This is a genomic window from Aeromonas sp. QDB68 (genome assembly GCF_027707405.1).
GTDB classification, from domain to species: Bacteria; Pseudomonadota; Gammaproteobacteria; order Enterobacterales; family Aeromonadaceae; genus Aeromonas; species Aeromonas caviae.
This window is the reverse complement of record NZ_JAPCIQ010000001.1, coordinates 126,419-149,427: the sequence shown is the minus strand read 5'-3', so window position 1 is coordinate 149,427 and position 23,009 is coordinate 126,419. Positions and strand designations below refer to the sequence as shown.

The 23,009-nt window shown below is 63.2% G+C and carries 16 protein-coding genes and 1 pseudogene; 12 read left to right on the top strand and 5 right to left on the bottom strand.

All coding sequences use genetic code 11. The features are described from left to right. Positions 1 to 212: 212 nt before the first annotated feature. The 8 genes and pseudogenes from PG892_RS00660 to fumC all read left to right on the top strand — a co-directional run bounded on the left by PG892_RS00660 (position 213) and on the right by fumC (position 9,762). Positions 213 to 485, top strand: a complete 273-nt coding sequence (locus PG892_RS00660) for a hypothetical protein (protein ID WP_010673275.1) — start codon at positions 213 to 215, stop codon at positions 483 to 485. A gap of 102 nt (positions 486 to 587) precedes the next feature. Continuing rightward, positions 588 to 1,319 (top strand): EAL domain-containing protein, encoded by a 732-nt coding sequence (locus tag PG892_RS00655; protein WP_113724961.1) that lies wholly within the window; start codon positions 588 to 590, stop codon positions 1,317 to 1,319. An 82-nt stretch (positions 1,320 to 1,401) separates the two neighbouring features. Then, a pseudogene (locus tag PG892_RS00650) lies at positions 1,402 to 2,710 on the top strand (endonuclease/exonuclease/phosphatase family protein). Positions 2,711 to 2,864: 154 nt separating this feature from the next. Continuing rightward, entirely contained in the window at positions 2,865 to 4,559 is a 1,695-nt protein-coding gene (locus PG892_RS00645; RefSeq protein ID WP_104454664.1) for a sensor histidine kinase, read from the top strand. Then, positions 4,553 to 5,290, top strand: a complete 738-nt coding sequence (gene btsR, locus PG892_RS00640) for a two-component system response regulator BtsR (RefSeq protein WP_104454665.1) — start codon at positions 4,553 to 4,555, stop codon at positions 5,288 to 5,290. Before PG892_RS00645 ends, btsR begins: the two co-directional genes overlap by 7 nt. Positions 5,291 to 5,501: 211 nt before the next feature. Beyond that, the gene (locus tag PG892_RS00635) at positions 5,502 to 7,310 is read left to right on the top strand and encodes a carbon starvation CstA family protein (RefSeq protein ID WP_198497415.1); all 1,809 of its coding nucleotides are present in this window, start codon (positions 5,502 to 5,504) and stop codon (positions 7,308 to 7,310) included. Positions 7,311 to 7,526: 216 nt separating this feature from the next. Further along, the gene (gene pepE / locus PG892_RS00630; RefSeq protein ID WP_198497414.1) at positions 7,527 to 8,291 is read left to right on the top strand and encodes a dipeptidase PepE; all 765 of its coding nucleotides are present in this window, start codon (positions 7,527 to 7,529) and stop codon (positions 8,289 to 8,291) included. A 79-nt stretch (positions 8,292 to 8,370) separates the two neighbouring features. Continuing rightward, on the top strand, positions 8,371 to 9,762 hold the full coding sequence (gene fumC / locus PG892_RS00625; RefSeq protein WP_223953786.1) for a class II fumarate hydratase: 1,392 nt from the start codon (positions 8,371 to 8,373) through the stop codon (positions 9,760 to 9,762). 204 nt (positions 9,763 to 9,966) lie between these two features. Here the strand turns inward: fumC and PG892_RS00620 are convergent, their stop codons facing one another. Further along, on the bottom strand, positions 9,967 to 10,404 hold the full coding sequence (locus PG892_RS00620) for a VOC family protein (RefSeq protein WP_223953785.1): 438 nt from the start codon (positions 10,402 to 10,404) through the stop codon (positions 9,967 to 9,969). A 398-nt stretch (positions 10,405 to 10,802) separates the two neighbouring features. On the opposite strand from PG892_RS00620, the gene putA reads away from it, so the two are divergent. After that, on the top strand, positions 10,803 to 14,750 hold the full coding sequence (gene putA, locus PG892_RS00615; protein WP_270825076.1) for a trifunctional transcriptional regulator/proline dehydrogenase/L-glutamate gamma-semialdehyde dehydrogenase: 3,948 nt from the start codon (positions 10,803 to 10,805) through the stop codon (positions 14,748 to 14,750). A gap of 150 nt (positions 14,751 to 14,900) precedes the next feature. Here the strand turns inward: putA and alr are convergent, their stop codons facing one another. Then, the gene (alr, locus tag PG892_RS00610) at positions 14,901 to 15,974 is read right to left on the bottom strand and encodes an alanine racemase (protein ID WP_223953783.1); all 1,074 of its coding nucleotides are present in this window, start codon (positions 15,972 to 15,974) and stop codon (positions 14,901 to 14,903) included. Positions 15,975 to 16,112: 138 nt separating this feature from the next. Further along, positions 16,113 to 17,507 (bottom strand): replicative DNA helicase, encoded by a 1,395-nt coding sequence (gene dnaB / locus PG892_RS00605; protein WP_039040054.1) that lies wholly within the window; start codon positions 17,505 to 17,507, stop codon positions 16,113 to 16,115. 421 nt (positions 17,508 to 17,928) lie between these two features. Between dnaB and PG892_RS00600 the strand changes: the two genes are divergently transcribed. Next, entirely contained in the window at positions 17,929 to 18,783 is an 855-nt protein-coding gene (locus tag PG892_RS00600; protein WP_010673257.1) for a Tim44 domain-containing protein, read from the top strand. An 88-nt stretch (positions 18,784 to 18,871) separates the two neighbouring features. Here the strand turns inward: PG892_RS00600 and PG892_RS00595 are convergent, their stop codons facing one another. Continuing rightward, positions 18,872 to 20,014 (bottom strand): IS4 family transposase, encoded by a 1,143-nt coding sequence (locus tag PG892_RS00595; RefSeq protein WP_041205622.1) that lies wholly within the window; start codon positions 20,012 to 20,014, stop codon positions 18,872 to 18,874. 232 nt (positions 20,015 to 20,246) lie between these two features. Next, the gene (gene ushA / locus PG892_RS00590) at positions 20,247 to 21,917 is read right to left on the bottom strand and encodes a bifunctional UDP-sugar hydrolase/5'-nucleotidase UshA (RefSeq protein WP_223953782.1); all 1,671 of its coding nucleotides are present in this window, start codon (positions 21,915 to 21,917) and stop codon (positions 20,247 to 20,249) included. A gap of 248 nt (positions 21,918 to 22,165) precedes the next feature. Here ushA and PG892_RS00585 point away from each other — a divergent pair, with 248 nt between their 5' ends. Next, entirely contained in the window at positions 22,166 to 22,504 is a 339-nt protein-coding gene (locus PG892_RS00585) for a DUF2956 domain-containing protein (protein ID WP_103260734.1), read from the top strand. Between the two features lie 115 nt (positions 22,505 to 22,619). Next, entirely contained in the window at positions 22,620 to 22,955 is a 336-nt protein-coding gene (locus PG892_RS00580; RefSeq protein ID WP_010673254.1) for a hypothetical protein, read from the top strand. Positions 22,956 to 23,009 lie beyond the last annotated feature (54 nt).

Below are 23,009 nucleotides of genomic sequence, written 5' to 3'. Positions count from 1 at the left end.
CCCGAGCGGCCAAAGGGATCAGACTGTAAATCTGACGGCTCTGCCTTCGAAGGTTCGAATCCTTCTCCCTCCACCATCCTTCAGACAACCCGGCCTCGCGCCGGGTTTTCGCTTTTCTGGATAGAATCCACATGGCGCTGTCAGATCTGACAATTGCCCTCCCCGCACTTTTTAGAAACAGTGGAGCCTCATGTCGCAAGGAGTGCACACAGATGTTTGAAATCTGGGATGAAACGGGTCGCGAGCACGGGCTGACACTGCCCGAGCTGCAACTGCGGCTGCGGGATTATCAGGGAGACGTGATGGTGCGCTACCTCAACCGCCTCGGCCTGCCGAGCACCCTCTTCCTGACCATCCGTCAGGGATGCGCCTATCAGCGCTTCAAGGCGGGCTCCCCCATGCTCGACTGGTCCTGGCTTGCCCAGGCCATGCACGCAGCCCCCCTGGCTGGCGCCGCACCTGCACAGGGCCATGCCCTTCCCTGACCCCCCTCCTTCCTGCCCACGCCCATTATCAGACTCTTCCTACAGCCTCCCTTTAGACCCTCCCTGTATGATGCGCAGCCATGTTCCCGTCAGGTGAGAGCCATGTTTGCGTTCAAAGAAGAGTATCCCGTGAGTGCCATGGTCAGCATGGCGGATATCGTCGTCCCCTTTTACCAGCCCATCATCGGCCAGGATCGTCAGGTCAAGGGGTATGAGGTGCTGGCCAGACGCTGGGATGCCGGCAGCCAGGGTTATCAGGGCATCGATTTTGCCGCCCTCGGCGAAAATGACGCTCTGCACCTGGATATCGTCATGCTCAGGGCCATCATGCGCGATCTGCCCGTGCTCGCCCAAAAAGGCCCCTATGCGCTCTCCATCAACCTCAATCCGGCGCTCTCCAGCCCCACCTACCGCAATCTGCTGTTGCTGGTGCTGCTCCAGGCCCGCAAGCTGGGGATCGCCATCTGGTTCGAGGTGCTGGAACACGTCAGGATCAAGCACCAGCACAGGGAGATGATCGAGGTGTTGCGAGCCCATGGCGCCCACATCGCCTGTGACGACTTCGGCTCCCTGGCATGCAACTTCCAGCGCCTGATGATGCTCCCCTACGAGATCGTGAAGCTGGATCGTTCCCTGCTGCTCCAGGCTGTACGCAGCACCCATGCCCTCAACATGCTGACGGGGCTGGTGAAATACCTTCAACGACTCGGCATGGCCGTGGTGTGCGAGGGAGTGGAGACCCAGGCCCATATCGAGGTGGCAAACCGGCTGGGCTGCGACTACCAGCAGGGCTACGCCTACGCCATTCCCTCCCCTCTCTCCCGCTGGGCCTGAGCCGAGCGCTTGCGTGTCACGGGGGAAACCCGGGCACCTTTCCCATGAAATCCGGCAGGGTGCTGCCATTTTCCTGCCAAAGATGGCAGGCTGTCCCGGCCACACTGACGCCGAGGCCCACCATGGTTCGCTTTGCCACCTTCAATCTCGCCTTCGATCGCACTGCACCCGGCATGCTGGGGGAAGAGCTCGCCCTGACCCGCACCGAGCAGGATGCCCTGCTGACCCGCCTCGCCGACGGCACCTTGAGCGGCGCCGAGAAGACCAAGGCCCTCGACGTGCAGCAGATCCGCAACATCGCCGAAATCATCCAGCGCACCCGGCCAGACGTGTTGCTGCTAAGCGAATTCGACAATGACGGCAAGGGCGCCGACACCACGGACCTCAAAGCCTTCAACGACAACTATCTGGCCCACGCCCAGCACGACGAGGTGACCGCCATCAGCTACCCGGTGCTGCAGAACTTCGCCACCAACACCGGCCTGATGAGCGGCCATGACCTCAACCTGGACGGCAAGATCAACAATGGGCCGGACGACGCCTGGGGCTTTGGCAACTACCACGGCCAGTACGCCTTCGCCGTGATGTCCCAGTACCCCATCGATACCAAGCAGATCCGCACCTTCCAGAAATTCAAGTGGAAGGACATGCCGGGCGAAACGAACCCCGTCATCGACGACTGCCACAACCCCAGGGCGCCGATCCCGGCCGGCCGCCAGTGCGGCGATGCCTGGTATGACGATGCCGCCTGGCAGGCCTTCCCGCTCTCGTCCAAGAACCACGCCGACGTACCGGTACTCATCAAGCACGGCAACAAGGAGGAGGTGATCCACTTCCTCATCTCCCACCCGACCCCGCCCATCTTCGGCAACGCAGCGCGCCACAACGTCAAGCACAACCGGGCCGAAGTCGCCTTCTGGCAGGATTACGTGGAGACCGCCAGCTACATGGTGGATGACGCCGGCAAGGCCGGTGGCCTGCCCGCGGGCGCCAAGTTCGTCATCGCCGGCGATCTCAACGCCGATCCCCAGATTGGCGATGGGGATCTCACCGCCATTCAGGATCTGCACAACCATGTGCTGGTCAACCAGGCCGTCACCAACGGCACCCTGATCCCGGTCAGCCAGGGCGGCCCCGAGTGCCTCGCCAGCCAGCCGGATCAGTGCAAGCGCAACAACAGCCGCCCCACCCCGGAGCGCATCACCAGCAGCAGCGGCCTGCAGCTCGACCACGTGTTGCCCTCCGCCAACCTGAACGCGGTCGCCTCCGGCGTGTTCTGGCCGGCCAGCTTCGAGCCGGGCTACCACCTGGTGTACGACGCCAAGCTCGGCATCGCCAAGGGAGTCAGCTCGGATCACCGCCTGGTATGGGTCGACGTCGCACTCGATTGACCGGCAGACAGGGCGAAGGGATGCCTTTGGCTCAGGGTGCCGGCAAATCTGTGCGCAGGCGCGCTATTCCGGCGCCCGCGGCTTGCAGCGCAAATCGGGGTTTGCTAATACTCCGCGTCCATTGGATGAGCATCCCCTTTCGAGATAGTGTGCCGTGGCTTTCGAACAATTCGCGCTCGTGATATCTCTCTTCCAGCAGCTCTGCGTCTATCTGGTGATCGCCTGGCTGCTCTCCAAGACGCCGCTCTTCATGCCACTGACTCAGGTGACACTGAGCTGGCCCCACAAGATCCTCTGCTACCTCATCTTCTCCGGCTTCTGCGTGATGGGCACCTACTTTGGCCTCAGGATCGAGGACTCCATCGCCAATACCCGCGCCATCGGCGCCGTGCTCGGCGGCATCGTCGGCGGCCCTGTGGTGGGGCTGCTGGTGGGGCTCACCGGCGGCATCCATCGCTACTCGCTGGGGGGCTTTACCGCCCTGGCCTGCACCTTCTCCACCATCGCCGAAGGGCTGCTCGGCGGCCTGGTGCACCGCCACTTCGTCGCCCGCCACCGGCTCGATCTGCTGTTCAGCCCCTGGGTGGTGGGATCTGTGGCCCTCATCGCCGAGCTGATGCAGATGGGCATCATCTTGCTGGTGGCCCGTCCGTATGACGACGCCGTCCACCTCATCGAGAACATCATCGCCCCCATGCTGGTGGCCAATACCCTGGGGGCCGCCATGTTCATGCGGATGATCCTCGATCACCGCGCCATGCTGGAGAAGTACTCGGTCGCCTTCTCCGCCCGCGCCCTCAAGATCGCCGAGCGGGCGATGCGGGTGCTGGACAAGGGGTTCACCCAGGAGGCGTGCCAACAGATGGCGCGCATCCTCTACGAAGAGACCGGGGTGGGCGCGGTGGCCATCACCGATCGGGAGAAGCTGCTCGCCTTCATCGGCATCGGCGAGGATCACCACCTGCCGGGCACCGCCATCAACTCGGCCCACACCTTCAAGGCGATCCAGCACAACGAGGTGGTCTATGCCGACGGCAACCTCATCCCCTACAGCTGCAACCTGCATCCCCAGTGCCGGCTCGGCTCCTCGCTGGTCATTCCGCTGCGTGGGGAAGAGGGGTCGGTGGTGGGCACCATCAAGCTCTACGAGCCCAAGCGCAAGTTCTTCTCCTCCATCAACCGCACCCTGGGAGAGGGGATCGCCCGGCTGCTCTCCGGCCAGATCCTGGCCAGCAAGTACAACGAGCAGAAGCGGCTGCTGGCCCAGTCGGAGATCAAGCTGTTGCAGGCGCAGATCAACCCGCACTTTCTGTTCAACGCCCTCAACACCCTGGCGGCGGTGATCCGGCGCGACCCCGAGGATGCCCGCACCCTGGTGCACCACCTCTCCACCTTCTTTCGCAAGAACCTCAAGCGCCAGGGTGACGAGGTGACCCTGGCCGACGAGCTGGAGCACGTGAACGCCTACCTGCACATCGAGCAGGCCCGCTTCGCCGAGCACCTGAGCGTGCAGATCCAGATTCCCGAGCCGCTGCTGGAGTACCGGCTGCCCACCTTCTCCCTGCAGCCCATCGTCGAGAACGCCATCAAGCACGGCATCTCCCAGATGTTCGAGCCGGGCAAACTGACCCTGACGGCGCGGCAGGAGGGTGAGCAGCTGGTGCTGGAAGTTGAGGACAACGCCGGCCTCTATCAGGCCAGGCGGGAGGAGAGCGGCCTTGGCATGAACATAGTGGATCGGCGCATCAAGGCCCGTTACGGCGCCGAGTACGGGGTCACCATTCACTGCGAGCCCCATCAATCCACCCGGGTGAGGATCACCCTTCCCCTGCAGGAGAGCCCATGCTGACCGCCCTGATCGTCGACGATGAACCCCTCGCCCGCGAGGAGCTGCGGCTGCTGCTGGCGCAGGCGGGCAATATCCGCCTGCTGGGAGAGTGCGCCCACGCCATGGAGGCGCTGCCCGCCATCCATCGCCTCAAACCCGACCTGCTGTTTCTCGACATCCAGATGCCGCGCATCAGCGGGCTGGAGCTGGTGAGCATGCTGGATCCGGACTTGCGCCCCCACATCGTCTTCATCACCGCCTACGACGAGTTTGCCCTGCGCGCGTTTGAGGAGAACGCCCTCGACTACCTGCTCAAGCCGGTCACCAGCGAACGGATGAACAAGGCGCTGGAGCGCATCCAGCGGCTGCTTTCGCCAAAGGGTGAGCTGGCGGGCCAACCGCTGCCGGATCCGACCCGCATCGCCCAGCCCCTGCGCAGCATTCCCTGTAGCGGCCACAACCGCATCCTGCTGCTGCCCCTTGGCGAGGTGGAGTTCGTCCACAGCGATCTGGCCGGCAACAAGGTGGTGAGCGCCCAGCAGCAAGGCACCACCGAGCTGACACTGCGCACCCTGGAGGAGAAGACCGGCTTCGTGCGCTGTCACCGCCAGTACCTGCTCAACCCGGGCCAGATCCGCGAGATCCTGCTGCTGGACGGCGGCCTGGCGGAGGTGGTGACCCAGGGCGGCCACAAGGTGCCGGTGAGCCGGCGCTACCTCAAGCCCCTCAAAGAATTGTTGGAGATCCCCTGAGGGGCGGGCCACTCGCCCCGTCCCCTGCCCGTTACCGCTCACCCGCTTGCCGCGCCCGCCGGCTCATCCCTCAAACCGCTCGGGGCCGCTTTTCTGCCGCTCGCGGGCGGCCCTCTGCCACTGACCCTTTCTGCGCTCCCCTTTCCCTGCCGCCTGCGTAGAGTGCAGCCTGAGCCCGGCCAGATTGGCCGCAGGAAAAGGAAACTCCGTCATGCAACACGCAATCACCTTCGTCATTGCGGCCCTCTGCATCCTCGCCATCGCCTATCGCCTCTACGGCGTGTTCTTTGTGCGCAATGTGCTGCGGGCCGACGACAAGCTGGTCACCCCCTCCCACGAGCTGGAAGATGGCAAGAACTATGTGCCGACCAACAAGTGGGTCAACTTCGGCCAGCACTTCGCGGCCATCGCCGCCGCCGGCCCGCTGGTGGGCCCGGTCCTGGCGGCCCAGTACGGCTACCTGCCGAGCTTTCTCTGGCTGCTGATCGGCTGCGTCATCGGCGGTGCGGTGCACGACACAGTCGTGCTGTTCGCCTCCATGAAGCATCAGGGCAAGTCCCTCTCCGAGGTGGCCAAGGCCGAACTCGGCCCCATCGCCGGCTGGTGCACGGGCCTTGCGATGCTGTTCATCATCACCATCACCATGGCGGGTCTCTCCATGGTGGTGGTGCACGCGCTGGAGCGTAACGCCTGGGGCGTGTTCGCGGTCTTCATGACCATCCCCATCTCCATGGTGGTGGGGATCTGGCACAAGCTGACCGGCAACCTGCAAGCCGCCTCCTGGGTGGGCTTCATCGCCGTGCTGGCCTGCGTCTTCTTCGGCCCCTACGTGCAGGAGAGCGCCTTCGGTGCCTGGCTGACCCTGCGCGCCGAGACCATCAGTCTGGCGCTGCCCATCTACGCCTTCTTCGCCACCGCGCTGCCGGTCTGGCTGCTACTCACCCCGCGCGGCTACATCTCCAGCTTTATGAAGATCGGCGTGTTCGGCGCCCTGGTGATCGGCGTCATCTGCATCAACCCCGAGATCCAGTTCCCCGCCATGACCCAGTTCGTCCACGGCGGCGGCCCGGTACTGGGCGGCCCGGTCTGGCCCTTCATCTCCATCACCATCGCCTGTGGCGCCATCTCCGGCTTCCACGCCTTCATCGGCTCGGGCACCACCCCGAAACTGGTGGACAAGTGGAACGACATCCTGCCGGTCGCCTTCGGTGCCATGCTGGCCGAGTGCGTGGTGGGCGTGATGGCGCTGATCGCCGCCACCGCCCTGCACCCGGCGGATTACTTCGCCATCAACGCCACTCCGGAGGCCTTCGCCAAGCTGGGGATGCAGGTGGTGGATTTGCCCTTCCTCTCCCAGGAGATCGGCATGGATCTGAACGGCCGCACCGGCGGCGCCGTCACCCTGGCGGTGGGCATGTCCTACATCTTCACCAAGGTGCCCTGGTTCAGTAACCTCGCCTCCTACTTCTTCCAGTTCGTGGTGATGTTTGAAGCGGTGTTCATCCTGACCGCCGTCGACTCCGGCACCCGGGTCTCCCGCTACCTCATTCAGGACTTCTTCGGCGAGTTCTACCCGCCCCTCAAGCGCATCGACTGGATGCCGGGCGCCATCGGGGCCAGCGTGCTCGCCTGCGTCATGTGGGGGTATCTGCTGATGTCCGGCGATATCGGCTCGGTATGGGCCCTGTTCGGGGTATCGAACCAGCTGATGGCCTCGGTGGGCCTCATCATAGGTGCCACCATCATCCTGCGCCTCGCCAGCAAGCGCCGCTATATGCTGACCTGCCTGATCCCGCTGGCCTACCTGTTCGTGACCGTCAACTACGCCGGTTACTGGATGATGCGCAACGTCTACTTCAACTCGGCCGCCAAGGGCTACAACCCGATGAACGGCGCCATCTCCCTCATCATGCTGGTGCTGGGGGCGCTGATCCTGATCTCCGCCCTGCGCAAGTGGAGCGAGCTGTGGAAGCTGCGCCAGCAGCCCGAGTTCCGGGTGGCCGAGGCGACCGCCTCCTGATCCGTCCAGCCCTCCTCGGACCCCGCCTCGGCGGGGTCTTTCATTGGCGCTGCGCATTCATCCATTGGCATTGACCCGCCCCTTCGCAGTGGTTGAATGGGTCCCCGGATCACAGAACCGCCCAGCCCGGGGTGCTAGCATGCCCCGACGGCCACTTGGCCGCACCGGCCCAAGTGATCCTCCCTCCTCCGCTTTCACCCTTTGAGGACAGCTTTCATGGAACTGCTTCTGCTCAGCAACGGCAAAACCACAGAACACCCCGGCCTGCTCGGCTGGGCCCGGGAGCGGGTACGAACCCTGCTCGCCCGCAAACAGGTCAAGCGCATCCTGCTCATCCCCTACGCGGTGATCCGCAGCGACTGGGACGCCCGCGCCTTCGAACTCAGCGAGAGCCTGGGGGTGAAGGCCATCAGCATCCACCAGTTCGACGATCCGGTGGATGCCATCCAGCGGGCCGACGCCATCTTCATCAGCGGCGGCAACACCTGGCGCCTGAACCAGCTGCTGCACGAATACGGCCTGGTGGTGCCCATCCAGCGTGCCGTGCGCGAGCGAGGCGTGCCCTATGTGGGCTGGAGCGCCGGCTGCAACGTGGCTACCCCCAGCATCCTCACCACCAACGACATGCCGGTGTGCAGCGCCGCCGTGCTGCCGGCGCTGGGCCTGTTCCCCCTGCAGATCAACCCCCACTACCTGGATGCCGGCATCAGCGGCCACATGGGGGAGACCCGGGACGAGCGGCTCGCCGAGTTCTGTGCCATCAACCCGAGCGAGTCCGTGGTGGCCCTGCGCGAAGGGAGCCTGCTTCAGGTAAGCGGCGAGCACGGCGGCGAGAGCATCGAATACTGGAGCGCCCGGGGCGAGGGCTTCAAGATCTTCAAGCACGGTGAGACCACTCAGGAGTTCATCACGGCCGCGCCCCTGGCCGGGCTGACGCCGTTTCACCCCCTGGCCGGGGCCATGACGACCGCGGTGACCTGAGCGTTCGCCCGCGGGATTTGCCATGCTGTGAGGGGCAAGGGATCTTCCCTCGCCCCTTTTCCTGCCGGCGGGAGGCACCATGACCATCAGGATTGAACACGACAGCCTCGGGGAGATCGCCGTCCCGGCGGACAGGCTCTGGGGGGCCCAGACCCAGCGCTCCCTGCATCACTTCAACATCTCGGGAGAGCGCCAGCCCATGGAGATCATCCATGCCCTGGCCCGCATCAAGTCCGCCTGCGCCCGGGTCAACCACGCCCTGGGGCTGCTCCCCGCCCGCAAGGCCCAGGCCATCATGGCCGCTGCCGACGAAATCCTGCGCGGCCTGCACGACGCCGAGTTTCCCTTGATGGTGTGGCAGACCGGCTCCGGCACCCAGACCAACATGAACCTCAACGAGGTGCTGGCAAACCGGGCCAGCGAACTGCTCGGCGGCCCCCGGGGGGAAGCGCGGCTGGTGCATCCCAACGACGAGGTAAACAAGAGCCAGTCCAGCAACGATGTCTTCCCGAGCGCCATGAACCTGGCGACGGTCACCGCCATCACGCAGCGGTTGCTGCCGGCCCTCGCGGCCCTGAAGCAGACCCTGTCAGGCAAGGCCGCCGCCTTCGACCACATCGTCAAGATTGGCCGCACCCATTTGCAGGATGCCACTCCCCTCACCCTGGGCCAGGAGATCTCCGGCTGGGTCGCCCAGCTTGAACAGGGGGAGCGCCATCTATGGGCCGCCCTGCCCCATCTGTGCGAGCTGGCGCTCGGCGGCACCGCCGTGGGCACCGGCCTCAACTGCCCTCCCGGCTTTGCCGAGGCGGTGGCCAGGACCCTGGCCGAGCAGACCGGCCTGCCGCTGGTGAGCGCCCCCAACAAGTTCGAGGCCCTGGCGGTGAGTGACGCCCAGGTTCACGCCCACGGTGCCCTCAAGACGCTGGCAGCCTCCCTCATGAAGATCGCCAACGACGTGCGCTGGCTGGCGAGCGGCCCCCGCAGCGGGCTGGGGGAGCTGCTCATCCCCGAGAACGAGCCTGGATCCTCCATCATGCCCGGCAAGGTCAACCCGACCCAGAGCGAGGCCCTCACCATGCTCTGCGCCCAGGTGATGGGCAACGATGTGGCCATCAACATCGGCGGCGCCAGCGGCAACTTCGAGCTCAACGTGTTCAGGCCGATGATCGCCTACAACGTCCTGCAGAGCGTGCGGCTGCTGGCGGACGGCATGCAGAGCTTCCACGACCACTGCGCCGTCGGCATCACCCCTAACCAGGCCAGGATCGACGATCTGCTGGCCCGCTCCCTGATGCTGGTGACGGCCCTCAACCCCCATATCGGCTATGACAAGGCGGCCGAGATCGCCAAGCGGGCGCACCATCAGGGGCTCAGCCTGCGGGAGGCGGCCATTGCCTCGGGCCACCTCAGCGCGGAGCAGTTTGATGCCTGGGTGATCCCCGCTGACATGGTGGGTCGCACGCCATAACGCAGTTCAGCTGCGCGATAACCCGAGCCCGGGTGATCCCCGTCGGCAGAGTGGGTCGCACGCCATAAAGCAGCTCAACGCACTGCACGGCAATCCCATGCCCGGGGCATACCAGCGCAGGTGGCAGGCGCAGCAAATAGGTACTGTGATGGGCAATAAAGATGAAAAGGGCGCCATGGCGCCCTTTTCATTGCAGATCTGCCGTCAGGTCTTGCTCTGGCAGTTGAACATCCAGTGGGTGCCGAACTTGTCCACCAGGGATCCGAAATAGTCACCCCAGAACATCTCCGCCAGCGGCATCTCCACCTTGCCTCCCTCGGCCAGGGCCGCGAACAGGCGATCGGTCTCTCCCCGGCTGTCCGGCTCCAGATTGAGGTAGCTGTTGTTGCCCTGCACCAGGGTGAACCCCATGCTCGCCGGGGCATCCGTGCCCATCAGCACGTTGCCCCCAAGGATGGGCAGGGCCACATGCATCACCAGCTCCCCGTCTTCCTCCGACAAAGGGGGCTGGTCCGGGCAACCCGGGGACTCCTTGAACCTGTGAATGGGGCCGCTGAAGTCACCGCCGAACACTTCGCGATAGAAGAGGAAGGCAGCCTCCGTCTCCCTGGCAAAATTGAGATAGGTACTGACACGCGCCATGGGTTTCTCCTTGTCACCGATAGCTGGCCCCTGTGGCCAGCTAACAGCATAGAAGAGCACGGGGCTCTGTCAGGTGGCGCTCAGCTCCCTTCTGCGCACGGGGGAGCCGCACTCACAACCCAGGTTCGGTCGAACACGCAAAAGTGCAACCCGATTTGCAGTGGGTTGCACCTCACATCAGCATTCATAAGATGCATTGCCAACCCATTAATAATGTTGTGAAAAGCGGACAAGCGGCGGGCTTGAAAGGAGCCTGATGGAGACCGGATTCATGGAAGAATTCAACAATGTAACCAATACATTAAAATTTCTTGCTTGAAGGTTGCACCTGGTTGCACCATCATCGGCGAAATTTAACCGTCCGGTAATATTGTTACCTTCTAGACACAGGAAGTCCCATGGCCACTACCACCCTCGGCGTCAAACTCGATGAAGCGACCCGCGACCGCCTCAAACAGGCTGCGCAGACCCTGGATCGCACTCCCCACTGGCTGATCAAGCAAGCCATCTTCACCTATCTGGAGCAACTGGATCGCGGTCTGACCCCGCCCGAGCACTCCGGGCTGGCTGCCGCCGCCGGGGAAGAGGCCGTCGAGACCCTGACCGAGCAGGGCATCCAGGTCTTCCTCGAGTTTGCCGAGAGCATTCTGCCCCAGTCCGTGCTGCGGGCCGCCATCACGGGGGCTAATCGCCGCCCCGAGACCGAAGCCGTCCCCATGCTGCTGGAGCAGGCCCGTCTGCCCAAGGAGAAGGCTGACGCGACCCAGAAGCTGGCCATGGGCATCGCCGAGAAGCTGCGCAACCAGAAGAGCGCCAGCGGCCGTCAGGGCCTGGTCCAGGGGCTGCTTCAGGAGTTCTCCCTCTCCTCCCAGGAAGGGGTGGCCCTGATGTGCCTGGCGGAGGCGCTGCTGCGCATCCCCGACAAGGCGACCCGGGATGCCCTCATCCGCGACAAGATAAGCGGCGGCAACTGGAGCCAGCACCTGGGCCAGAGCACCTCATTGTTCGTCAACGCGGCCTCCTGGGGTCTGCTCATCACCGGCAAGCTGGTGGCCACCCACAACGAGGCGGGCATGAACAGCTCCCTCAAGGGACTCATCGGCAAGGGGGGTGAGCCGCTCATCCGCAAGGGCGTCGACATGGCGATGCGCCTGATGGGTGAACAGTTCGTCACCGGCGAGACCATCGCCGAGGCGCTGGCGAACGCAGGCGGCATGGAGAGCAAGGGGTTCCGCTACTCCTACGACATGCTGGGGGAAGCGGCCCTGACCGAGGAGGACGCCAAACGCTATCTGGCCTCCTACGAGCAGGCCATCCACGCCATCGGCAAGGCCTCCCACGGTCGCGGCATCTACGAGGGGCCGGGTATCTCCATCAAGCTCTCCGCCCTGCATCCGCGCTACAGCCGCGCCCAGTACGATCGCGTCATGGAGGAGCTCTACCCCACCTTGCTGGGCCTGACCCAGCTCGCCAGGCAGTATGACATCGGCATCAACATCGACGCCGAGGAGGCCGATCGCCTGGAGATCTCCCTCGATCTGCTGGAGAAGCTCTGCTTCGATCCGTCCCTCGCCGACTGGAACGGCATCGGCTTCGTCATCCAGGCCTACCAGAAGCGCTGCCCCTATGTAATCGACTACGTCATCGATCTCGCCAAGCGCAGCCGTCACCGCCTGATGATCCGTCTGGTGAAGGGCGCCTACTGGGACAGCGAGATCAAGCGTGCCCAGCAGGAAGGGCTGGAAGGCTACCCGGTCTATACCCGCAAGCCCTACACGGACGTCTCCTACCTCGCCTGCGCCCGCAAGCTGCTGGCGGTGCCCGAGGCCATCTATCCCCAGTTCGCCACCCACAACGCCCACTCCCTGTCTGCCATCTATCAGCTGGCGGGTCAGAACTACTACCCAGGCCAGTACGAGTTCCAGTGCCTGCACGGCATGGGTGAACCCCTGTACGAACAGGTGGTCGGCAAGGTGGCCGACGGCAAGCTGGGTCGCCCCTGCCGCATCTATGCACCGGTAGGCAGCCACGAGACCCTGCTCGCCTACCTGGTGCGCCGCCTACTGGAGAACGGGGCCAACACCTCATTCGTCAACCGCATCGCGGACAACAACATCTCCCTCTCGGATCTGGTGCAGGATCCGGTGCAGCAGATCGAGCAGATGGCCGCCCGTGAAGGGACCCTGGGTCTGCCCCATCCGCGCATCCCCCTGCCCCGGGATCTCTACGGCGAGGCGCGCCCGAACTCCGCAGGTCTGGATCTCGCGAACGAGCACCGCCTGGGGTCCCTCTCCGCCGCCCTGCTCGCCAGCACCAACACAGCCTATCAGGCCGTGCCCATGCTGGGTTGCGACACCGAGGCGCCGACCCAGTTCCAGCCCGTGCTCAACCCGGCGGATCACCGCGATGTCGTCGGTCAGGTGAGCGAAGCCACGGTAGCGCTGGTGGACAAGGCGCTCGCCTGCTCCCTCACGAGCGGCCAGATCTGGCAGTCCACCCCGCCAGCGGAGCGGGCCGCCGTGCTGGACAGGGCCGCCGATCTGATGGAATCCGAACTGCAACCCCTGATGGGCCTGCTGGTTCGCGAATCCGGCAAGACCTTCGCCAACGCCATCGCCGAGGTGCGCGAAGCGGTGGACTTCCTGCGCTACTACGCCGCCCAGGCGCGCAACCACTTCGCCAACGACACCCACAGGCCGCTCGGCCCCGTGGTCTGCATCAGCCCCTGGAACTTCCCCCTGGCCATCTTCAGCGGTCAGGTGTGCGCGGCCCTGGCCGCCGGCAATACGGTACTCGCCAAGCCTGCCGAGCAGACCCCCCTCATCGCGGCACAAGCGGTGCGCATCCTGCTGGAAGCGGGGGTTCCCGCCGGTGCGGTGCAACTGCTGCCGGGCCGTGGTGAGACCGTGGGTGCGGCGCTCATCGCGGACGAACGGGTGCGCGGCGTCATGTTCACCGGCTCCACCGAGGTGGCGGGCATCATCTCCCGCAACCTGGCCGGTCGCCTCGACGCCCAGGGTCGCACCATCCCCCTCATCGCCGAGACCGGCGGCCAGAACGCCATGATCGTCGACTCTTCCGCCTTGACCGAACAGGTGGTGATGGATGTCATCTCCTCGGCGTTCGACAGCGCCGGTCAGCGCTGCTCCGCCCTGCGAGTGCTGTGCGTGCAGGATGACGTGGCGGATCGGGTGATCCGGATGCTCAAGGGCGCCATGGCCGAGTACAAGGTCGGCAGCCCCGAGCACCTCTCCACCGACATCGGCCCCGTCATCGACGCCGAGGCCAAGGCCAACATCGAGCGCCACATCAAGGCCATGGGCGACAAGGGGCGCAAGGTGCACCAGATCGCTCGCACCCAGGGGGATGCCTGCAGCCGCGGCACCTTCGTGCTGCCGACCCTGATCGAGCTCGACAGCCTGGACGAACTGGGGCGCGAAGTGTTCGGCCCTGTGCTGCACCTGGTCCGCTACCCGCGCACCCGGCTCGGGGAGTTGCTCGAGCAGATCAACGGCAGCGGCTACGGCCTGACCCTGGGTGTTCATACCCGTATCGACGAGACCATCGCCCAGGTGGTGAACGTGGCCAAGGTGGGCAACCTCTACGTCAACCGCAACATCGTGGGCGCCGTGGTCGGGGTGCAACCCTTCGGTGGTGAAGGGCTTTCCGGCACCGGTCCCAAGGCCGGTGGCCCGCTCTACATGTATCGCCTGCTCGGCGCCCGCCCCCAGGAGGCGGTGGCCAACCAGCTGCACCAGGAGTCCGGTGCCCTGCATGCCGAGGCGAAAGCCCCCCTCGTAGCCCTGCGCGACTGGGCGAGCAAGCAGGATCCGGCCCTCGCCGCCCTGTGCGATCACTACGCCGCGCTCTCCCAGAGCGGCCGTACCCAGCTGCTGACCGGCCCCACCGGCGAGCGCAATAGCTACAGCCTGCTGCCACGGGAACGGGTGCTCTGTCTTGCCCAGGAGAAGGCCGACCTGCTGGCCCAGCTGGCCGCCTGTCTGGCGGTCGGCAGCCAGGTGCTGCTGCCGGACGATGCCCAGACACACTCCCTGCTCTCTTCCCTGCCGACCGAGGTGCGGGATCCCATCGCGCTGGTGGCGGACTGGGCCACGGGGGAGACGGACTTCGATGCCCTGCTGCACCACGGCGACTCGGATCAGTTGCGGGAGGTGAGCAAGCTCGCCGCCGCGCGCCAGGCAGCCCGTAACGGCGCCATCATCGGTGTGCACGGCCTGCATCGCGGCGAGACCGACATCCCGCTGGAGCGCCTGCTCATCGAGCACGCCCTCTCGGTCAACACCGCCGCCGCCGGTGGCAACGCCAGCCTGATGACCATAGGCTAAGCGCCGCATAGTGACGGAGACTCAAGCCCCGCAGATGCGGGGCTTGTTCTTTCGTCTCTGGAACACGCCCATGAAAAAGGCCGCCCTTGTCGGGGCGGCCTTTTTGTTCTCCCCTCGCGGGAGAAGGGTTGGGGATGAGGGGCGACTCGCCTACACGTACTCCATAAAGACGCGGGAGGTGAGCTTGGTGATGAGCTCATAGGGAATGGTGCCGATCTGGTCGGCCACCCGCTCCACCGGCAGCCCTTCCCCCCAGAGCACCGCCTCGTCACCGGCCTTGTCGGTGGCGCCGGGGCCGAGATCCACCGTGGTCATGTCCATGGAGACGCGGCCCACCAGGGGCACGATGCGGCCATTGACCAGCACTGGCGTGCCGTTGGGGGCCATGCGCGGATAACCGTCGCCATAGCCGATGGCAATCACCCCGAGCCGGGTATCGCGATACGACACCCAGTTGGCGCCATAGCCTACCGGCTCGCCCGCCTTGTGATCGCGCACCGCGATGAGCTGGGTCTTGAGGGTCATCACTGGCTGGAGGTCATAATCCGCCGCCACCGTATTGGGGAAAGGCGACACGCCGTAGAGGATAACGCCGGGGCGCACCCAGTCGCAGTGGGAATCCGGCCACGCCAGGATGCCTGCCGAGTTGGCCATGGCGCGCTCGCCCTTGAGCGGCGCAGTCAGCTGGCTGAACAGGTCGATCTGCTCGCGGGTGGTGGGTTGCTCCAGCTCATCGGAGCGGCTGAAATGGGTCATGACGTTGAACGGCTGCACCACGTTCTTGCACTTGCCGAGGCGCTCGATAAAGGCGGCCATCTCCTCGGCCCGTACCCCGAGGCGGTGCATGCCGGTATCGAGCTTGAGCCAGGCCACCACGGGGGCAGGCAGCTCCGCCTGCTCCAGCGCTTCGAGCTGCTCCCAGGTGTGCACCGCGGTCTGCAGGTTGTTGGCCGCCAGCACCGGCAGGTCGGCGGCGCTGAAGAAGCCCTCCAGCAGCACGATGGGCTTGACCACGGCGCAGGAGCGCAGCATCAGCGCCTCTTCGATGCGGGCCACCGCGTAGGCGTCCGCATCCACCAGGGTGCGGGCGACCGGCAGCAGGCCGTGGCCATAGGCGTTGGCCTTGACCACGGCAATGATCTTGCATTGGGGGGCGTGGCGTTTGACCACAGCGAGGTTGTGGCGCAGGGCCGCTGTATTGATCTGGGCGATAGCCGCTTTCATCTGTTTTCCCTTACGAGGGCATGATAATCAGGCACCGGGTGGTGTCAGCCCTCAAATCTCATCGTCTAAGGCCGGACCGGCAGAATTGTCGAACCGGGAAAACTGTTTATGGATGCCGGGAGCAGGCTCCCGGCTTACTTAGTAGTCATCATCAAACGCCGGGCCCGCGTAGTTGTCAAAGCGCGAGAACTGACCCTGGAAGGTGAGCCGCACTCGTCCTATGGGGCCATTACGCTGCTTGCCGATGATGATCTCGGCGATCCCCTTGTCGGGGCTGTCGTCGTGATAGACCTCGTCGCGGTAGATGAACATGATCAAGTCCGCATCCTGCTCGATGGAGCCGGATTCCCGCAGATCCGAGTTGACCGGGCGCTTGTCGGCACGCTGTTCCAGGCTTCGGTTCAGCTGGGAGAGCGCCACCACGGGGCACTGCAGCTCTTTCGCCAGCGCCTTGAGGGAGCGGGAGATTTCACCGATTTCCAGAGTACGGTTGTCAGACAGCGCCGGAACCCGCATCAGTTGCAGGTAGTCCACCATGATCATGCTGATGCCGCCGTTGTCCCGCGCCACCCGGCGGGCACGGGAGCGCACTTCGGTCGGGGTGAGGCCGGAGGAGTCGTCGATGTACATTTTTCCCTTCTCCAGCAGCAGCCCCATGGTGGAGGAGAGCCGCGCCCAATCCTCGTCGTCGAGCTGGCCGGTCCGCACCTTGGTCTGGTCGATGCGCCCCACCGAGGCCAGCATACGCATGATGATCTGCTCGGAGGGCATCTCGAGGGAGAAGATCAGCACCGGCTTGTCGGCGGTGAGGGCCGCGTGCTCGCACAGGTTCATGGCAAAGGTGGTCTTGCCCATGGAGGGACGGGCGGCGACGATGACCAGATCCGAACGCTGCAGGCCGGCGGTCATCTTGTCCAGATCGTTGTAGCCGGACGACACGCCGGTCACCCCGTTGTGGGGGGTCTTGAACAGCTCTTCAATCTTGTCGACGGTCTGCTCGAGGATGAGCTTGAGCGGCTGGGGGCCCTCGTTGGCGCTGGTGCGCTGCTCGGCGATCTGGAATACCTTGCTCTCGGCCAAGTCCAGCAGATCGTTGGAGGTACGCCCCTGGGGCTCGTAGCCCGCTTCGACTATCTCGTTGGCGACCGAAATCATCTCCCGCACCACCGCCCGCTCACGCACGATCTCGGCGTAGGCGCTGATGTTGGCGGCACTCGGGGTGTTCTTGGCGATCTCCACCAGATAGGCGAAGCCACCGGCCTCTTCCAGTTGCTCGGAGCGCTCGAGCTCCTCCTGAAGGGTAATGAGGTCGATGGGGTTGCCCGCGTTGGAGAGGCGGGTCATGGCCTGGAAGATCAGGCGGTGCGGACGGCTGTAGAAATCCTTGTCGATCACCCGTTCGGCGACCCGATCCCAGGCCTCGTTGTCCAGCATCAGGCCGCCCAGTACGGACTGTTCGGCCTCAAAAGAGTGGGGAGGTACTTTCAGCTGTTGTGTCTTGGCGTCTTTTTTCGCCGTCACTTGCTCTGCCATACACATAAAAACCGCAGCGGGAAGGGGACGGGAATTTTACAAAAGAAACCCCGCCATCGCGAGTGCTAATACGTCCCGTCATCGCATCCGGCGACAAGACGGGACCCTGGCCTCGTCAGCGCCATCCACTTCTGCGCCGCAGACCTGCCTCACAGTACGAGAAAGGGCCAGACCAGGGTCTGATCGTTCGTTCTTGCTCTTTGTTTGTTGCGCAGCCTGCGCACCGAGCGACTCGGCCGTCTGTGTTTCATGGGCGCCTCCCCTGTCGGACGACTCAATCTGTTCATGAATAATTCATGCCATCCGTGATAATCATACCCGCAAGCTGCAACACAAAAAGGGACTGGCAGCCTGCCATGCGCCTCGCTGAGCTTGCACAAGCAGAGCATGCCCCCACCTACATGAGAGTGAAAGAGTCAAAATGAAAAAGATGCTGACCCTGTTTGCCCTGATCCTGGCCATTGGCCTTGGGGCACCCATCGCCGAGGCCAAGAAACTTGGTGGCGGCAAATCCTTTGGCAAAAGCTACAAGACGGCTCCGGCCCAACCTGCAGCCAAGCCGGTCGACACCAAGAACCCGACCGTGGGCGCTCAGGCCCCCAAGAAAGGCGGCATGATGGGCGGCCTGCTGGGTGGTCTGCTGGCCGGCGGCCTGTTTGCCTACCTGCTGGGCAGCGGTGCCTTCGAAGGTCTGCAAGGGATGGACTTCCTGCTGATCGCCCTGCTGGCACTGGGCGGTGTCTTCCTGTTCCGAGCCCTGCGCAGGAACAAGGCGGCAGCGGCCCAGCCACAGACGGCCTATGCGGGCTATCAACCGCCCCAGAGCGCGGCCCCCCAGCAGTTCGAGCAAAGCCACAGCGCCCCGCAGGCCACCGGTTTTGCCGACAGCGACGTGCCCTTCCGTCTGCCCCCGGGCTTTGACATGAACGGCTTCCTGGCCGGTGCCCGCGATCACTACCGCACCCTGCAAGAGGCCTGGAACAAGAACGACCTGGAGAAGATCCGCGAGTACGTGAGCCCCGAGCTGTTCGAGCACCTCAAGGCCGAACGCGCCGAGCTCTCCGGTGAGCAGCACACCGAGGTGATGTACGTGGACACCCAGCTGGTCCGTGCCGACTACGGCAGCGACTGGGCCCAGGTGAGCGTACGCTTCAGCGGCCGCTACATGGACCGTCAGGAGCAGGTCGAGGAGGATATCAAGGAGGTGTGGCACCTCGAGCGTGATCTCGCCAAAGACAATGCCCCCTGGCATATCGTCGGCATCGAGCAGCTCTAAGGCTCAACCGACCCATTTCATCAAGGCGACCGCAGGGTCGCCTTTTTATTGCCATCAGATCCTCAGAGATCCCCTCATTTTTAGAGACTCAAATAATTCCAAGTGTGCGGGTATATAAGCGGTGTTGCTTCAGGTAGTAGATAAATTTATCCATCAACAAGACCGCATTGGCTTCTTTCATTTTAGGCAGCAACTGGTAATAGATGACCCCTTGCCGAAAGAACGAATAGGTTCGGCTCTTGCTGGTATTGACCTTGATCGTTCTCTCTAGACCGACACTGTCTCCAGCCTTACCCAGCAGCGTCAGCAAGACGATGGCCAAGGCACTGAACAAAAACAGTCGGTCACGCCGGACCGGATTACTGATGTGCACATCTCCCATACCCATGCCGAATTTGTAATCTTTGATATCACGAAAACTGGTCTCGATACCCCAGCGCTGGCCGTATAGTTGCAACGCCTTGGCGGCACTCAGATCGGTCCGGTTACTGGCCAGAAACCACGCGTCTTTCATGCCACTCTTGTGACAACAATAGACCCGCTCGACAGGCTGTCGTTGCCCAGTGAGCTCCACCTCCTTGAGGGTTCGGGTGCGCCCGGTCGGCGTTAGCCAGTCGCGGGCGGGAACCTGCTCTCCACCAGAGTAACCAACCAAAATATTTCCTTTAAATCTAATGATATAGGCAAAGCCTAGCTCTTGTTCCAGGCGCTCGAACAGCTCCATGTAACCAAACCCACGGTCAGCGACTACCGTCACGAAGATACCTTCTGGCAGGGTCTGCTTGAGTTTGGTGAGCAGCTCTTTCTCATGGGCATTGCGTTGCCCTTTGAGCAACGATTTTCGATGGGTTTTCCACAGCAGCGGAGTACTGCGGCCATGGTTGGTTTGCAGGCTGATAACCAAGGTGCTGTGATCATCGGCATCGAATTCGGTCCAGTCCATGGATACCACGATCTCGGTGCGTTCACCGACCACATAGGGAACCCAATCGTCAAAGAGGCTCCAGACGTTGAGCTTGGTGTTAGTGAGCAGGCGGTCCACCTGTTTCACCGCATGTTTGCGCTCGAGACCATTGGCCAAGGAGAGACCATTCCCGATGGCGTGGATGGCCAGCGAACCTGACTCGATAACCCCGAGGGTAGCATTGGCGAGGGAAAGAACACGCTTGGCATGCATGTCCTGTCCAAATATCTCGTTGATGTGGTTGAGGATTAGATCGTGGTTAAACATGGCGATTATCTGTCGGGTATTAGCTGGTCAAGGATGGCGATCATACCTCAGAAGCCGCGCCACGCCTCGCTCATACGAGGGGATGGTTAAGCATCAGATCGTGTCATGCCCTATTTCGGGGCAGCTTCCCGTAGCCGGATATATTTCCCGAGAGACACTGCTGATGACATTGAAAATAAAAAGAGAGGCAGCCATGGCTGCCTCTCTTTTTTATTGGCTCGGGGTGCAGGGATTATTTGCAACCCTCTACCGAGGTGGAGTTGATATAGCTGACCTCGCCTGCTGGCTGATAATCGGCGACCTGAATGGTCTTCTTCGCTGCGATATAATCCTTCAGCACACCGGCATCCACCAGACCGGCATTGATGGTGTCGATCTTCGGATAACCGTCACCACCGGCCGCGCTGAAGCTCGGGATGGAGAAGCTGTAGGTTGCCGCCGGATCGAAGGCCTTGCCGCCGATGGTGGCGATGTCCACGCTCTTGGCCTGGCAATCCACCGTCATCTTGATGCCGCCGAACTGGGCATAGCCACCGGTATTGGCGGTCTTGGTCGCGACCTGACCCAGGTAGGTCAGCAGCTCGTTGCCGCTCATGGTCGCCTTGTTGACGGTGTTGCCGAACGGATGCACGGTCAGCACGTCACGGTAGCTGATGTCCCCTGCCGCGATGGAGGCTCGCACCCCGCCGGAGTTGACGATGCCAAAGTCGGTGCTCAGCTTCTCGGCGGTCGCGGTGGTGATGAGACGACCCAGGTTGGTCTGCTTGTTGCGGACGTTGGCGCGCTCACCGTCCAGTACGCCATCGGTGGCACCGATGACCACACCCAACTCCTGCTGTCCCTTCTCCTGATAAGTGAGCAGGGTGTTGTAGAGCTCGGGATCCTTGACGATCTCTTCTTGGATGAAATCACCGTCCGCATTCTTCAGGTTGACCGGGATCAGATCGTACTGGGTCAGGGTCAGCTTGCCATTCTGATAGTCAAACTGGGCACGACCCACATACTTGCCCCACTCGTGAGCCTGCATGATCCAGGTGCCGTTCTGCTGATCCGGCTGGCAGTCGTCGCCCGGCTTGAAGTCAGCGTACTTGTCCGGGGTGCCCGGCTCCATGCAGACCGGGTTCTGGGAGTGACCACCGATGATGGCGTCCAGGGTGCCTGCCGGCAGCGCACGGGCCATTTCCACGTCACCCGGTGCGTTGCTGCCGTGCTGACCATTCTCGTAATGGCCCATGTGGGTGATGGCAAGAACCAGGTTCGCCTCTTTGTTGTCACGGATCTGCTTGCCGAGATTGGCGGCTTCCGTGGTCGGATCGCGGAACTCCAGGGTCTGGACGTTGTTGGGATCCACCAGCTGGGCGGTGTCCTCTGTGGTCAGACCCAGCACGGCGACCTTGAGGCCGCTCTCCAGCTTGAACACCTTGTAGGGATCGAAGTAGCGCTTGCCGCTCGTCTTGTCATAGATGTTGGCGGAGATCATCGGGAACTGGGCCCACTGACGCTGTTTCTCGAGGATGGTCAGGGGGTTGTCGAACTCGTGGTTACCCACCGCCATGGCATCGTAACGGATGCTGTTCATGGCCATGAAGTCCGGCTCTGCATCCTGCAGATCCGACTCTGGCACCCCGGTGTTGACGTCACCGCCGGAGAGCACCAGCACTTCGCTGCCCGCCGCTTTCGCCTCGGCACGCAGCCGCTCGACCAGGGTCTTCTGGGCCGCCATGCCATATTCGCCCTTGTCGTTGTGCCAGAAACGACCGTGGGTATCATTGGTATGCAAAATGGTCAGCTTGCAGACATTTTCGGTGCAGGGGGCGACGCTGTCGTTGCTTGAGGTATTGCAGCCGCTCAATGCGGCAAGCAGTGCCAGTGCGATACTTCCTTTGACAAATTTATAATTCATTTCCATATCACCTTGTTATTTTGTTATTGGACGACCCTATCCAGGATCGGGCGGTAATATAACAAACAACATGTGACGGTTTTTCATCGGCGACTCACAAATTCCGCCAAATGTGATCATCCACGCAACCTGTTTCCCCTATTTGGAACAGAGGCGCCCCACTCGCAGAGCAATTTCCCCCATGATGGCAGCTCGCCGGTAACGGTTATGGCATACTGCCCGCCAATCAATGCCAAGGAGTGCCTGGAATGGCCAAGTACGACAAAATTTCCCCCGAAACCCAGCAGGAGGCGATGAAGATCGCCCGTGCCAACCAGAAGCCGGGGCAGACCAAGGAGCAGACCCAGCTCATCGCCCAGGGGATCCAGAAGGGCATAGACGAATACAAGAAACAGATGAAGGCGAAGGCCCGCGAGGCCAGCCGCCAGAAGAAACTGCAAGCCAAAGCCAGGCACTCTTCCCAAGAGACGTCGGAAGAGGAGAGCGAAGCCGAGGTCATCGAGCTCACCCGCCAGCACCCGCTGCCCTGGATCCTGCTGGTGCTGAGCTGGCTGGTATTTGCCGTGCTCTGGTTCTGGTTCCGCTGATCCTGCCCAGGCAAACCTTTGCCCTGCGATCCGCTTCACAGCCCGGGCGCGGGGGACTGGTCATTCCCCACCCGGACTGCCTACACTCTGCCCCCCTTGTCAGGAGACACTCATCATGAACCCGGCCCCGCTCTATCTGCTGGCTCCCCTCGCCCTCTTCCTCGTGACCCTGGTGCTCTATCGCATCTCGCCACTGCGGGCGGTTGCCGCCGGCCATGCCCGCTGGTTTATCCTGCCCGCCTTCACTCTCTTTATCCTGCTCATCGTCATCAATGGCGCTGCGGATCCCGCCCTGCGAAGCCCTGCTTTCCACTGGCTGATGCCGGGGTTCGGCTTTGCCCTGAGCCTGTTCCCTGCCCTGCCCAAGGCGCTGGTACCGCGCCTGGCTATCAAGGAGGGAGCCTTTGCTGCCCTGGGTCTGATGCTGATGAGCCTTGCCATGGTCTACTGATCGGCAAGCGCTGGCGTCACGATGGCGCCAGCCCCCCCTTCTTGTACAAAGAAT